A 14,455-nucleotide genomic window follows, 5' to 3' on the forward strand; every position below is an offset into this window, starting at 1 on the left:
GTGCGGTTCTTAGCGTTATTGCCAGAACCATTCATTAACGGGCGGGGAATATGGGAAACCCCGCCCTAAGTCAAGCAAAAAGCGGCTTTTACCGCCGCCAAGAGCGACAATAACCCGTCTCACAGTCCGGGTCAGGCATTTTTCGCCTTATTCCAGGGCATGCGCGCCAGCATCATGCCCATGGCGCAGGTGTCAGTGATGCCCGCAAACATGAGGCCGGCGCCAACGAAGGCCGACAGCCACACGAACCCCGGCGCGACGGTGAGCGACAGCGCTACCCCCAGAACCACCAGCGCGCCGGCGGTAATCCGCACCTGACGTTCCAGCGACATAACATCCTTGCCGGTATTGACAGGCAGGCCGTTCGACACGCACGCATCTGTGCCACCTTCAACCACGATCACATCGCGTTCCGTATGCGGCGCGATGGCCTCTGCGGCCTTTTTCGCGCGCCCACCTGCCTTGCAAAGCATGTAAAGCGGCGCATCATCACCACCGGCAGCCTTCAAGAGTTCCGTGGGCTTGAGGTCCTGCAGGGGGAACAGCTGCGCGCCCTGAACATGGCAGGCTTCATATTCAGCCCCTGTCCTCACGTCGATGACCGTTTTGCACTTTCCCGCTTCATGGGCTTCCTTGAAGGCCTTAGCCGAAATTGTCTTCACACCACTCATGTCACAAACTCCTTAGGCATATTTGCCAATCAATGTCTCGATATCCATGTCGTCGCCGTCCGGCAGGGTGCCGGCCATATGCTCCTTCACCATGCAGGCCAGCATCGTGTGCGCGGCCTTGTCCAGCGCCTTCCGGGCCGCAGACATCTGCTGCGCCACTTTCATGCAGTCCGCGTCTTCCGCGTCCATCATCTTCTGAAGGCCCCGTAGCTGCCCTTCAATTCGTGCAAGCCGCGCCTTCATGGCTTTCCTGTCCGGGGTAGCAATCATGTCAAACTCCTATACTATACCCCCTATAGTATAGTGATTAGAGTTTCTTGTTTCAAGTGGCACAAGCAGTGAATTGGAATCTTTAGGGAAATTGAGGTACGTTGAATATAGAACAGCAATATTGGAGTTCCCTGGTGAAGCTTTCCAAATTCGGACAGAAATTTTCCGGCCGGTCCGGCATCGTCTCCCTGATGGATGATCTGGGCAGTGCGCTGAATGAAAACCCGAACATGATTTTCATGGGCGGCGGCAACCCTGCCCGCATTCCGGCCGTTGAAGACATGTTCGCAGAAAAATTGAAGGCCATCGCGAACGACCCTGAAAAGCGCCATTCCATGCTGGGTATTTACCAGTCGCCACAAGGCAACAAGGAATTCTGCGACCTGCTGGCCTCCTATCTGGCGAACAAGTTTGGTTGGAAGATCACGAGCCGCAACATAGCCGTCTCAAACGGCAGCCAGGCGGCGTTCTTTTCGCTCTATAATATGTTTGCTGGTGAGATGGCTGACGGCAGCTCGCGCAAGATCCACCTGCCCCTGTCGCCCGAGTATATCGGCTACAAGGATGCCGGCCTCAGTGAAATCACCTTCACGGCCACCAAGCCGACGATCGAGCGCCTGCCGGACAATATGTTCAAATATCATGTGGATTTTGAAGGCCTGGCAGTGGACGACAACACTGCTGCAGTGTGTGTCTCGCGCCCCACCAATCCTACCGGTAACGTGCTGACAGATGAAGAAATCCTGGCAATCGACGCCATCGCGCGTGAACGAGACATTCCTTTCATCATTGACGGCGCTTACGGCCTGCCCTTTCCCGGTATCATCTTCAATGACGCCACCCCGCACTGGAACGACAACACCATCCTGGTCCTAAGCCTGTCAAAACTGGGACTGCCCGGCATTCGCACCGGCATCCTGATCGCCAGCGAGGAAGTCGTTGAAGCCTATGTGAACATCAACACCATCGTCAATCTGGCCAGCAGCACCGTTGGCCCGGCACTGGGCAAGGAAATATTTGCAGGAAACCAGATGGATATGATGTGCCAGCAGCATATCCAGCCGTTTTACAAAGAGCGCGCCCGACAAACTGTCAAATGGTTCCAGGAAGCACTTGAGGGCCTGCCGTTCCGTATCCACCAACCCGAGGGAGCCATTTTCCTGTGGTTATGGCTCGAGGGCCTGCCCATCAGCTGCCAGGACCTGTATGAACGTCTCAAGAAACGTGGTGTATTGGTCGTACCGGGCCAAAACTTCTTCATCGGCATTGAGGACGACTGGGCACACAAGCACGAATGCCTGCGCGTTTCCTATGCCCAGGACGAAGCCACGGTGCGCGAGGGCGTCCGGCTGATCGCCGAAGAAGTGAAAGCGGTGTATGGGTAGGCTGTGCTGCCGCTACCTACCCGCGGAACCGTCGGATCAGGCTTGACGTATCCTGCCGGTTGCCGCCCATTTTCTGAACATCACAATAGAATTGGTCCACCAGCGCTGTCAGGGGCAGCGATACCCCCATCCCGTTGGCTTCACCAAGAACAATGCCCAGATCCTTGCGCATCCAGTCCACCGCGAAGCCGAAATCGAATTCGCCGTCAATCATGGTCGATGCCCGGTTTTCCATTTGCCAGCTTTGGGCAGCGCCTTTGGAGATCACATCGACCACCGCCTTGGCATCAAGCCCGGCTTCCATGGCAAAATGCAGTGCTTCAGAAAGCCCCTGCACAACACCGGCAATACAAATCTGGTTGACCATCTTAGCCAACTGGCCGGACCCAGCCTCGCCCAGAAGCTTCACTGATTTCGCATAGGCCTGCATGACAGGCTCAGCCGTTTCAAATGACGCGGTATCACCGCCGCACATTACCGTCAGGACTCCATTGACCGCGCCAGCTTCACCGCCGGAAACCGGCGCGTCAACAAAGCCAACACCTGCCTCTTTTGCCGCGGCAGCCATAGCGTGCGCGCATTCGGCCGATGCCGTCGTGTGATCAACAAAGATCGCGCCTTTCTTCATGGCGCCGAAGGCCCCTTCTTCGCCAATACATATCTCAGCGACATCTTTGTCTGCGCCCACACAGGCAAACACGATATCTGCGTCGGCTGCGGCACCCGCAGGTGTTGGTGCCGCGAACAGCTCTACACCCTCGGTGTCGGCATAGTCTTCGACCCACTGCTCGGCCTTTGCGCCAGTCCGGTTATAGACCGTCACATTATGCCCGGCTTTCGCGAGGTGTCCGGCCATGGGATACCCCATCACGCCAAGTCCGATGAATGCTACATTTGCCATACGCGCCTCCGAAACTGGACTCATCAGTCCAACATGGTTAGTGAAGATTGTGGACTCTGTTTAGGGTGGGAAATTGCAGGTGTCCAACATTAAGACGGACGGGGAAGTAAAATGAGCAGTATTAAGGTCTGGCTGACTGTAATTGCAGGAATTGTGGTGCTATCGCTGGCAATAGGCGCCGGTTGGATCAGGAGCAGCCTGCCCACCCTGGATGGTACCGTGACCCTTGAGGGGCCGCGTGCTCCAATCACCATCGCGCGCGACCCGAATGGCGTGCCACACATCTCTGCCAGCAGCGAAAGCGATCTTTTTTTCGCAACCGGCTATGTCCACGCGCAGGACCGCCTTTGGCAGATGGAAATGAGCCGCCGCGCAGGCCTCGGACGCTTATCCGAAATGCTCGGCCCTGACACGCTGGGTATTGACAGATATTTTCGCACGCTTGGCTTCGCGGACCGCGCTGCGTCGGCCTGGAAAACACTCGACGAAGGCACCCGCACTGCCCTCCAGACATACGCCGACGGCGTCAATGCCTACCTCAAATCTCACAAAGGCGCCTTGCCGCCTGAATTCCTCCTGGTTGGGACGAAACCTGAGCCCTGGAGCCCGATTGACACACTCGTATGGCAGAAAATGATGTGGCTCAGCCTGTCAGGCAACATGCGGCAGGAACTGGCCCGCGCGCGCCTGCTGACCACCCTGTCGGCTGACCAGCTACACACCATCTATCCAACTTATCCAGGCGACATGGAACCGCCTTTCCCTGACATGGATTCCATATATGCGGCCCTGCCGCTTGAGAAAACCATTGCCATGATCGGCGGCGAACTGCCAGAAGGTATCGGCTCCAACAACTGGGTGATCAGCGGCGAGCGCACCAAAAGCGGCAAACCGCTCCTCGCTAATGATCCCCATCTGGGGCTGACAACGCCCAGTATCTGGTACCTGCTTCGGCTACATAACAATACCACCGGCGCCAACCTCGTGGGTGTGGGCTTCCCAGGGTCGCCGTCCATCATCCTCGGGCGGAATGATAAGATCGCCTGGGGTTTCACCAACACAGCCCCTGACGTGCAGGACTTTTTCATCGAAAAGCTTGTTGGTGAGGACGAATATCTGACGCCGGAAGGCCCCGCTCCCTTCATAATCCGCAATGAGCTGATCAAGGTGAAGGGCGGCGAGGACGTGCTCCTTAAAGTGCGGGAGACACGCCACGGCCCGGTGGTGGACGATGCCCTGTCCTCTCCCACCGAATTCAAGCGCGATGGCTATGTGCTGGCGCTTCAGTGGACGGCGCTTCAAAAAGAAGACACTGCCGTGCGCGGGTTGCTTGCGCTGGCACACAGCAAGAATTTTGAAGCCTTCAAGGCGGCCGGGCGCTTCTACTTCGGGCCAGAGCAGAATATGGTCTTTGCCGACACCAGCGGCAACATTGGCTATTACGCGCCTGCCCTGGTGCCCGTCCGGCACCCGGAAAATGAGATTATGGGCCGCTTGCCATCACCCGGATGGCTAGCGAAGTATGACTGGCAGGGCTTCATCCCCTATGATCAACTACCTACCCACTTCAATCCAGAAGGGGGCCTGATCGCCACTGCGAACGAAAAGATCGTAGGCGAAGACTATCCCTATTATATGACGCGGGACTGGGCCCAGCCCTATCGCGGCAACCGAATCAGGCACCTACTTGAGGCAACGGAAAAGCACGACCTGGCAAGCTTCACCGCTATCCAGCAGGACATTACATCCGATATGGCGCGGGAGTTGGCGCCGCTTGTGGCTGCGGCTACCGGAACCGACCCTGAATTGAAGGACGTCGCAGCAGCATTGGCCGCTTGGGATGGCACCATGGCTGCCGACCGCCCCGAACCGCTGATCTTGTATGACTGGCTCAGGCACTATCAGGCCGCGCTGATGGCGGATGATCTGGGCGATATGTATGGTGACTTCAAGCGCCTGCGGACCCGGCTGATCAAAAGCACGCTGTTCTGGTCAGACATCAAGCGCACAAAAATAGCTCCGGCCTATTATGAACAGCCACCGCTGGACCGAGAAAGCACAATGGCGTGGTGCGACAATATCCAAACGGACGCCACCGAAGAGACCTGCCTTTCCCTGGCTGTGGAGGCAATGCGGTCAACAATAAAAGGCCTGTCAGCAAAATATGGCCCGGAGTGGAAAAACTGGCGCTGGGGTGACGATCACATCCTCGTACAGGCGCACCGGCCCCTTAGCCAGGTTCCGTTCCTGAAGGAGCATTTTGAATTGACCACCCCTATTGGCGGCAGCACCCACACCATCAATGTCGCCGGTGTAAGCCAATCAGACAGCAGCCAGAACCAGTCTACCTTCGGGCCGAGCTATCGCGGCATCTTTGATTTGTCTGACCTCGACAAGTCACTTTATGCGCACCCGACGGGGCAATCAGGCAATCCGCTATCGAATCATTATGATGACCTTTTCCCCCTGTGGCGGGACGGCGTTTATTTCAAAATTGAAACCAAGGATGCGGTTCCGAAAGACAGCCGGCACGTCCTGAAACTGGTTCCTGCGCGTTAACCATATGCTTAACCTTGCAGATTATCCTTAACAGCAGGATTTGATCGCACTATCGTGTGAGGCGAATTTAAGCAGCCACGTGCTGGCGGGAGACAAGAGTGGCAGACGAAGAAAATGTAAGGCCGATCATCAAGAAGATCAAAAAGGTCCAGGCTGGCGGCCACCACGGTGGTGCGTGGAAGGTGGCCTATGCTGACTTCACGACCGCCATGATGGCCTTCTTCATGCTGCTTTGGCTCCTCAATGTTGCACCGCCTGAAACGCTGGCGGGCCTCGCGGACTATTTCTCGCCAACCACGGCTGCGGTTTCCGGGCGTACCGGATCTGACGCAGTGAACGCGCCGTCCAGCGACAAGATCGGCAACAACCCGTCTCCTGTCGTGGCCATTACCGTTCCCGGCCCGCCACAAAGCGGCCCGACAGACGGCGACAAACGTGGCCAGACCGATGCGGGCGGCGGTGATCCGAACTTTCCCAACGACCGTTCTGTGAAGAATTTGCAAGCGCAGGAAGATGCTGCTTTCGCCCAGATGCAGGAACAACTGCGGCTGGCTATGCAACAGTCGCCTGATCTTGCGGATATGTCGGATCAGTTGATCATGGAGATCACTGAAGACGGGATGAAAATCCAACTGCTGGATAAAGACCGTCGTGCCATGTTCAAAAGCGGAACCGATGAACTCTATGATTTCGCCCGCAAGCTGCTGGCTGAAATCGGCCAGTCGATCCAAACCCTGCCGAACCGCGTGACCATCCAGGGCCACACTGATGGCGGCACATTTGTTGGTCCAGACGGCGAAACAAATTGGGAGCTCAGCTCAAGCCGCGCCAACTCCGCGCGCCGCGTACTGGATAATTCAGGCGTGACGCAGGACCGTTTCTATGAAGTTGTGGGCAAGGCAGGCACCGATCCTTTGTATCCGGACCAACCAAATCGCACGGAAAACCGCCGCATCACCATCCTGGTGCTTCGGGAAGCGCCCGTCGTGCCGCCAAACCTGACCGGACCCGAATAAGGACCCGGCGGCCCTAGCCCTTCGCACATATAGTCAGCTGCACATCTTTTGACTTGTCCCCGATAGGGCTCCTCTGTAACACTCTGTCCTTTCTGAGGGGGGCTGCTCACCGTCGGGCATCCAACAATAATTGAGCATAGGCACCTGGTACTTTTATGGAATTAATTGAACCAACCATCCAGATGTGGCTTACATTTGCCATCGTCCTTGGCGCAATCGTGGCCTATGCCTACGACCGCATCCCGCTTGAGATTTCCTCCATCACAACCATCGCGATGCTGCTGTTTGTGTTTGAGGTCTTACCGCTTGTAGACACCAGCGGGAATTCACTCATTACGACGCGAGATCTGTTGCAGGGCTTCGCTGATCCAGCCCTGATCACCATTATGGCCCTGCTTGTTACGGGCCAAGGGCTTGTTCAGACCGGGGCCCTCAATAGCCCTGCCCGCCTGATGGTTCGGTGGGGCAAGAATTATCCTGCTCTGGTCATTCTGGCCTGCCTGATCATCGTGATGGTAATTTCTGCTGTAATGAACAACACGCCTGTGGTGGTGATTTTCATCCCCATTCTTGCGGCACTTGCAGACCGTATGGGCAAGAAGTCCGCCATGGTGATGATGCCGCTCAGCTTTGCGGCCATCCTTGGTGGCAACATGACCAAGATCGGGTCTTCGACCAACCTTCTAGCGATTGGGGCGTATGAGCAAATTGGCGGCGACACCATTGGCTTCTTTGACTTCACAGTCCCCGGCGCAGTGCTGGCAGCTGTTGGCTTCTTCTATGTGATCCTGATTGCTCCCCGCCTGCTGGTGGACCGCGCCAGCCTGGCAAAACGCATGGCAAGCGGCGGCGGCAAGCAGTTCCTTTTCCAGATGGAACTGACACCCGACAACGGACTCGTGGGCCAGAACGCCATTGCAGGCATGTTCCCGGGGCTTAAGGAAGTCACAGTTCGGATGATCCAACGCGGCACCGAAAAACTGCTGCCGCCTTATGACGACATCACGCTGCAGACCGGCGATATCGTGCTGGTGGCCGCGACGCGCTCGGTCATGACGGAACTTCTGAACGCGTCACCCGAACTGGTATCGTCAGCCGAGGGCGAGGACGTTGACGATAAAGCTGGCGAACGCCGCGTCATCGCCGAGGCTGTCATTGCGCCTGCCTCCCGGATGGATGGCCGTACACTCGCGCAAACCGGTTTCCGTGCAGAAACCGGCTGTTCTGTGCTTGGGGTACAGCGCCGCAGCCGTATGATCCGCGCCGCCCTGTCCGCCCTTCGCCTTGAAGCAGGCGATGTGCTTCTGATCATGGGCAGCCGCACAAATGTGCTGGCGCTCCGCGACAACCGCGATGTGATGCTAATGGAAAGCTCGGCCAGCGATGTTCCCATGCAGGAATTTGCCTGGCGCGCGCTGGCCATCTTTGCCGGTGTCGTTGCAACAGCCGCACTTGAAATATTCCCGATTGTTGTCGCGGCCCTCCTGGGCGCGACCCTGATGATGGTAACCCGCTGCCTTAACGTGCGGCAGGCAGCACGGGCCATCGACCGACGCGTGTTCACTATTGTGGGTGCCGCCCTTGCCCTTGGTACAGCCATGCAGGCTACAGGCGGGGCGTCATGGCTGGCGCATAGCATGATAGAAGCCCTTATGGGTGCGCCAGTTTGGGTCATCCTGTCCGGCTTCTTCCTGCTTGTTGCAGTCCTGACAAACGTGCTGTCAAACAACGCAACAGCTGTGCTTTTTACCCCCATTGCGGTTTCCGTAGCCCATGAGCTGGGCGTGCCGCCCATGCCGTTCCTGTTGGCAGTGATCTTCGGTGCAAACTGCAGCTTCGCAACGCCCATGAGCTATCAGACCAACCTTCTTGTGATGGCGCCTGGTCATTACCGGTTTGTCGACTTCATGCGAGTGGGGACACCGCTAATTTTTGTCGTCTGGTTAACCTTTACGCTGTTTGTTCCGTGGTATTATGATCTCCTGTAGAAAGGAGGTCATGGCCCGATGACCGATCAAGGGCTTCAATTTCCTAAGTTTTATGTAACGGCGCCCTCGCCTTGCCCGTATCTCGACGGCAAGACAGAACGTAAAGTTTTTACTGAACTTAGAGGACCAGACGCAGCGGCGCTGAATGAAGCGCTGGGGCGGGTTGGATTCCGCCGTAGCCAATCTGTTGTCTATCGCCCTGCCTGCGAAGGTTGTTCTGAATGTGTTTCCGTGCGCGTTCGGGCCCAGGATTTCCGCCTGTCACGCTCCCACCGCCGGGTTGCCCGCGCGAACGCCGACCTAAAGTCCGAAGTCTGCCCACCACAGGTAACCGACGAGCAATATGAACTATTGCAGGCCTACCTGAACACCCGCCATGCCGATGGCACCATGGCCGACATGACAGCCGACGAATATTGCGACATGGTGGAAACGAGCCCCGTACCGACAATCCTCGTGGAATACCGCCGCGCCATCGACAGCAAGCTGATGGCTGTTGCCCTGACCGATGAGCTTTCGGACGGCTATTCGATGATCTACAGCTTCTTCGACACATCAGAGCCCCACCGCAGCCTGGGCACACACCTGATCCTTGATCATATTGGCAAGGCGAAGGCTGCGAATCACCCTCATGTCTATTTGGGCTACTGGGTGAAAAGCAGCCCGAAGATGAGCTACAAGGGCCGCTTCCGCCCACTTGAGCGGCTGGGCCAGAACGGCTGGTATGAGCTCACTGAAGACGAGCTTGGAAAATAAGCCGCTTTTCCCTGACTTCCCAATGATTTGACATCCAACTGGGCTTGCTCTGCATGGCTGGCGCACTATACTGAGCCCCGGCGACTCACCGGGAGGGTGGCGCAGATCAATGTAAGGGGAGTTACACGTGCGTTTCGATGCCAAAAAGCAGCCAGCAAAAGGCCCGTCAAAGAACAAGGCTTCGACTTCCGAAACAAAAGCCATGAGCCGCAGGAATATCCTGCGCGGCGCGGGCCTCGTTGGCGCGGCAGCAGTAATTGCCGCCTGCGACAACAGCCAGAAATCGGACAGCGCGGGCGCCCCCGCCGTTGTTACCAAACAGCGGCAACTGAAAATGGTTACCAGTTGGCCGAAAAACTTCCCCGGCCTCGGCACCGGCGCTGAGCGTCTGGCCAAACGCATTGAGCTGCTCTCGGACGGCAACATCAAGGTGAAGGTTTATGCGGCAGGTGAGCTTGTCGGCGCGCTGGGCGGCTTCGACGCCGTCAGCCAGGGCAAGGCCGATATGTATCACGCCGCCGAATATTACTGGCAGGGCAAGTCCCCGGCCTTCAACTTCTTCGCCGCCGTGCCCATGGGCATGACAGCGTCTGAAATGAATGCCTGGATCCGCTTTGAAGGTGGTCAGGAACTGTGGGACGAACTGTCCGGCGGCTTCGGCATCAAGCCTTTCATGGCAGGTAACACTGGCGTACAGATGGGCGGCTGGTTCAAGAAAGACATCAACAGCCTTGAAGATTTCCAGGGCCTCAGGATCCGTATGCCGGGCCTGGGCGGCGAAGTGCTCAAGCGCGTGGGTGCCGCGCCGGTAACCAAACAGGGTGGCGAGATTTTCCAGGCGCTGAGCCAGGGCAACATTGACGCCACGGAATGGATCGGCCCCTGGAACGACCTGGCCTTCGGTTTTCATTCCATTGTGAAGAATTACTATTACCCGGGCATCCATGAACCCGGCACGACGTTGTCGCTGGGCCTCAACAAGGACCTGTGGGACGATATGACACCGCACGAACAGGAAATTATTCGCGCCGCGTCCGCTGCCGAAAACGACATCATGTATGCCGAGTTCACTGCCGGCAACGCGCGCGCGCTTGAAACCCTGATCAATGATCACGGCGTGAAACTGAAACGCTTCAGTGATGACATCCTTCGGGAACTCGGCCGGATTTCCGCCACTGTTCTGGCTGATGCAGCCAAATCCGATGCCATCACCGCCCGCGTCTATGAAAGTTTCGAGACAGCGCGCAAGGGCGGTATTCGCTGGGGTGCGATCTCGGAGCAGGCCTTCGCCCACGCTCGCGGCCTGATTCAGGAATAATCTCAAGATGACAGCCAGGGTTGTTGAAGCGCTTGACGCCTTCCAGGAAAAGAGCGGCCATGTGCTGGCTATTCTGCCGCTTGCCCTTGTCCTGATTCAGTTTGCTGTGGTGCTGATGGTATATGTTTTCGCCACCGGCAGTATCCAGCTGCAGGAAAGCCTGCAATATATCAATGCCATGATGTTCCTGGGCGGCGCCGGTTATACGGCAGTCAAGGACGGTCACGTGCGGGTAGATATCTTCTACAGCCGGATGAGCGAACGCGGCCAGGCGATCGTCAACTTCTTTGGCACACTCCTGCTGCTGGTACCGTTCCTGATCCTGTTCTGGATTTCCGCCCTGCCCTACGTTCTGGACAGTTGGTCGATCATGGAAACAAGCGTTGAGGCCTCCGGCCTGCCGTTTGTTTATATCCTCAAGTCCACCCTGCTGTTGTTTGCGCTGACGCTTTCGTTGCACGCAGTCGCAGACCTTATCCGTTTCGGCGGCAAGCTAAAGCGGAGGACTTAAGCCATGGATATGTCTATCGTCCTGACCGCTTCCATGTTCCTTGTGCTTGTCGGGTTTCTGATCTCCGGCTTTCCGGTGGCTTTCACCCTTGGTGGCACGGGGCTCTTGTTCGGCCTGATTGGCATTGGCACCGGCACACTGGATGCTACCTTCCTTGAAATCCTGCCCAACCGGCTGTTCGGCAATGTGGTGAAGAACGAGCTTCTGTTCGCTGTGCCGCTGTTTGTCGCCATGGGCGTGATGCTGGAAAAATCCAATGTGGCGGAAGACCTGCTTGAGAATATGGGGCGCCTGTTTGGCCCCTTGCGTGGCGGCCTTGGGATTTCAGTCACCATCGTGGGGGCGCTACTGGCGGCCTCAACCGGCATCGTCGGCGCCACCGTAGTGACTATGGGACTGTTGAGCCTGCCCACCATGCTCAAGCGCGGCTATAACCCGTCGCTGGCCACCGGCTCAATCGCCGCCGCCGGCACGCTGGGGCAGATCATCCCGCCCTCGATTGTCCTGATCCTGCTGGCGGATGTGCTTTCAAGCGCATGGCAGCAGGCGCAGCTGAACCAGGGTATCTTCTCCCCAACACCCATGAGTGCCGGCGAACTGTTTGCGGGCGCGCTGCTGCCGGGCTTGATACTTGTCGGTCTCTATATCGTCTACCAGGTGATTGTCGCGGTCCTGAAGCCGGACGCCAGCCCTGCTATTCCGGCCAAAGAAGGCCAAAAGCTGGACGCTGCCTTTTATGGCCGCCTGCTCATGGCCCTGATGCCGCCTCTGGTGTTGATTGTTGCGGTGCTCGGCTCCATCCTCACCGGCATTGCCACACCAACCGAAGCCGCCTCCGTTGGCGCCATTGGCGCAATCCTGCTGGGTGCCGCGCGGTTGCAGGCACGCATGCGAAATATCGTGATCGCAACCCTCTTGGCCCTTCTTGGGCTGCTGGCGATTGCAAATTATGCGGACCTGCGGATGAGCCGCGAAGTGGTCCCGACAGTTGACACAATCGCCTTTTACCTGGCGATCCTGCTGACACTGGTTTTCACAGCCGGGCTGGGCCTTGCCCTGTTCAAGACCCAAAAGAATGGCGTGCTGGGCGAAGTGATGCGCTCTACTGTCCGTATTTCCAGCATGATTTACGGCATCCTCATAGGTGCCGCGCTGTTTTCGCTGGTGTTCCGCGGCCTGGGTGGTGATGAGATCATTGAGGATATGCTGCACGGCCTGCCCGGTGGTCAGTTCACGGCAATCCTTCTGGTCATGGTGTTGATGTTTGTGCTGGGCTTCTTCCTCGACTTTATCGAAATCACCTTCGTTGTGGTGCCTGTGGTTGCCCCGGCCCTTCTGGCGATGGACGGCACCTATGGCCCCATCTGGCTGGGTGTCCTGATGGCGATGAACCTGCAAACCAGCTTCCTGACGCCACCCTTTGGCTTCGCGCTCTTTTACCTACGCGGCGTGGTGCCGGAGAGTGTCCCCACGACAGCCATCTACAGGGGTGTCATCCCATTTGTCATCATCCAGGTCCTGGCACTGATTGTGATCGCGCTTGAACCTGAGCTGGTCACCTGGCTGCCAAACAAGCTGTTTGGCAGCTAGATCACGCTTTCCTCACGACAGTTTCAGTTGCCGCCATAGACTCAAATGGGTAGGCACTCAGCATGAAAAGCAAGATGCAGAAAATCTGGGCCACCGTTGGGGTCACCGGGCTGATCGCCCTCGCGCTCTTTGGCAACCTCATCTATATGAACCTCCGTGACGCAGATCCGATCCTGCCCGGCTGGGAGGAATACAGCCCTGCTCGCTTTGCGGAGCTTATGGCCCGTGATGAACCGGTGATGGTAGAGATCTATGCCTCCTGGTGCCCCACCTGCCTGCTGCAACATCGGGCGTTTGAGACCCTTCAGAAAGAAGGCCGCGCGCCACGCATTCGTGCGGTGCGGGTGGACTTTGACCGTGATCGCTCTTTCATCGAGGAACACGGATATCGGGGCACGGGCTTGATCGTAGTTTTCCGGAACGGCAGGGAGGTCGAGCGCGCAGCTGGCCTGACATCCGCCGATGATATTGCTGCGTTCCTTGTGGACCAAGGCATCAGCTGAGCATTTCACCTGCGAAAGACCAGCTATTCATTTTTGAAGGTACCTATCCCCAGAACCTCCCCTATATCATTCATATCGACATATACGTGAGGGACAAGACAATGATCGGATATTCAACTGTTGGCACCAACGATATGGACCGTGCTGCCGCATTCTATGACGCGCTGTTCGCAGAAATGGGTGTGCCTGCGCGCGCCTGGGACAGCGACGGCTTCAAGGGCTGGTCTGCGGGCGGGCCCATGTTCTGCATTTCCAAACCCGCAGACGGCAAAGAGGCCACTGTCGGCAACGGCGTGATGGTTGCCATTGCTGCCCCCGACAGGGAAACGGTGGATAAAATGTATGCCAAGGCCATCGAGCTTGGCGCCACCGATGAAGGCAGCCCCGGGCCACGACCGCGAGACAATGACGACAGCCCCTTTTATGCGGGATATTTCAGGGATCTGGACGGTAACAAGCTGAACTTCTTCCACTTCCGTCAGTAGACAAAACAAAGGCGCTCCAGGGCGCCTTTCCTTTTATCCGGCCATGGCTTTTTCCAGCATGGCTTTCATCATTTCGTGGACCTTGTTGACGGCCTTGAGCGGGCGGATCATCACCTTGAATTCGCTGATCTTGCCGTCTTCGTTCCAGGTGATCATGTCGATGCCATCGATCTTGATGCCGTCAATCTGGGTGTTGAACTCCAGCACTGCTCCGCGTTCGGTCAGATACTCGCCGACATAGCAGAAGTCGTCATGCCCCAGCACTTTGCCAGCGGCCGCCAGATACATGAAGGTGATGGCTTTCCCCTCCTGTGGGGTGTGGACCACGGGGGAGTGAAACACCACATCATCTGCCAGCATGTTCGAAAGCGCTTTTTCGTCTTCGCTTTCAACGAAATCATACCAAGCCCGAAGATTTTGCCGTAACTGGTCCATCATCACCCCCTCGCATCAAAAGAAAAGGTGCCGCGGGATTGCCCGGGGCACCTTCATAAAGCTATTT

The 14,455-nt window shown here is 57.2% G+C and carries 14 protein-coding genes; 10 read left to right on the forward strand and 4 right to left on the reverse strand.

Going from position 1 to position 14,455, the window contains the following annotated elements; genetic code table 11:
* Positions 1-131: 131 nt before the first annotated feature.
* Positions 132-671 carry a rhodanese-like domain-containing protein gene (locus KORLAC_RS12240; RefSeq protein WP_068306952.1) on the reverse strand — a complete coding sequence of 180 codons (540 nt, stop codon included), beginning with the start codon at positions 669-671 and terminating at the stop codon, positions 132-134.
* 12 nt (positions 672-683) lie between these two features.
* The gene (locus tag KORLAC_RS12245; RefSeq protein ID WP_068306953.1) at positions 684-941 is read right to left on the reverse strand and encodes a metal-sensitive transcriptional regulator; all 258 of its coding nucleotides are present in this window, start codon (positions 939-941) and stop codon (positions 684-686) included.
* A gap of 134 nt (positions 942-1,075) precedes the next feature.
* On the opposite strand from KORLAC_RS12245, the gene KORLAC_RS12250 reads away from it, so the two are divergent.
* On the forward strand, positions 1,076-2,326 hold the full coding sequence (locus tag KORLAC_RS12250; RefSeq protein ID WP_068307140.1) for a valine--pyruvate transaminase: 1,251 nt from the start codon (positions 1,076-1,078) through the stop codon (positions 2,324-2,326).
* Positions 2,327-2,342: 16 nt separating this feature from the next.
* On the opposite strand, the gene KORLAC_RS12255 is transcribed toward KORLAC_RS12250, so the two are convergent.
* On the reverse strand, positions 2,343-3,227 hold the full coding sequence (locus tag KORLAC_RS12255; protein WP_068306954.1) for an NAD(P)-dependent oxidoreductase: 885 nt from the start codon (positions 3,225-3,227) through the stop codon (positions 2,343-2,345).
* Between the two features lie 111 nt (positions 3,228-3,338).
* Between KORLAC_RS12255 and KORLAC_RS12260 the strand changes: the two genes are divergently transcribed.
* The 9 genes from KORLAC_RS12260 (at position 3,339) to KORLAC_RS12300 (ending at position 13,953) form a co-directional block, all read left to right on the forward strand.
* Positions 3,339-5,786, forward strand: coding sequence for a penicillin acylase family protein (locus KORLAC_RS12260; RefSeq protein ID WP_068306955.1), 2,448 nt, complete (start codon positions 3,339-3,341; stop codon positions 5,784-5,786).
* A gap of 98 nt (positions 5,787-5,884) precedes the next feature.
* Positions 5,885-6,802 carry a flagellar motor protein MotB gene (locus KORLAC_RS12265; protein WP_068306956.1) on the forward strand — a complete coding sequence of 306 codons (918 nt, stop codon included), beginning with the start codon at positions 5,885-5,887 and terminating at the stop codon, positions 6,800-6,802.
* Between the two features lie 155 nt (positions 6,803-6,957).
* Positions 6,958-8,790 (forward strand): SLC13 family permease, encoded by a 1,833-nt coding sequence (locus tag KORLAC_RS12270; protein ID WP_068306957.1) that lies wholly within the window; start codon positions 6,958-6,960, stop codon positions 8,788-8,790.
* An 18-nt stretch (positions 8,791-8,808) separates the two neighbouring features.
* Entirely contained in the window at positions 8,809-9,546 is a 738-nt protein-coding gene (locus tag KORLAC_RS12275) for an arginyltransferase (protein ID WP_068306958.1), read from the forward strand.
* A gap of 202 nt (positions 9,547-9,748) precedes the next feature.
* Positions 9,749-10,864 (forward strand): TRAP transporter substrate-binding protein, encoded by a 1,116-nt coding sequence (locus KORLAC_RS12280; protein ID WP_068307141.1) that lies wholly within the window; start codon positions 9,749-9,751, stop codon positions 10,862-10,864.
* 7 nt (positions 10,865-10,871) lie between these two features.
* Positions 10,872-11,375 (forward strand): TRAP transporter small permease subunit, encoded by a 504-nt coding sequence (locus tag KORLAC_RS12285; protein WP_068306959.1) that lies wholly within the window; start codon positions 10,872-10,874, stop codon positions 11,373-11,375.
* A 3-nt stretch (positions 11,376-11,378) separates the two neighbouring features.
* Entirely contained in the window at positions 11,379-12,965 is a 1,587-nt protein-coding gene (locus tag KORLAC_RS12290) for a TRAP transporter large permease (protein ID WP_068306960.1), read from the forward strand.
* 62 nt (positions 12,966-13,027) lie between these two features.
* Positions 13,028-13,468, forward strand: coding sequence for a thioredoxin family protein (locus KORLAC_RS12295; protein WP_068306961.1), 441 nt, complete (start codon positions 13,028-13,030; stop codon positions 13,466-13,468).
* Between the two features lie 101 nt (positions 13,469-13,569).
* Positions 13,570-13,953 carry a VOC family protein gene (locus tag KORLAC_RS12300; RefSeq protein WP_068306962.1) on the forward strand — a complete coding sequence of 128 codons (384 nt, stop codon included), beginning with the start codon at positions 13,570-13,572 and terminating at the stop codon, positions 13,951-13,953.
* Between the two features lie 33 nt (positions 13,954-13,986).
* Here the strand turns inward: KORLAC_RS12300 and KORLAC_RS12305 are convergent, their stop codons facing one another.
* A complete protein-coding gene (locus KORLAC_RS12305; RefSeq protein ID WP_068306963.1) occupies positions 13,987-14,388 on the reverse strand; it encodes a nuclear transport factor 2 family protein in 402 nt (133 codons plus the stop codon).
* Between the last annotated feature and the right edge of the window lie 67 nt (positions 14,389-14,455).

Source organism: Kordiimonas lacus (assembly GCF_001550055.1).
Taxonomy (GTDB): domain Bacteria; phylum Pseudomonadota; class Alphaproteobacteria; order Sphingomonadales; family Kordiimonadaceae; genus Kordiimonas; species Kordiimonas lacus.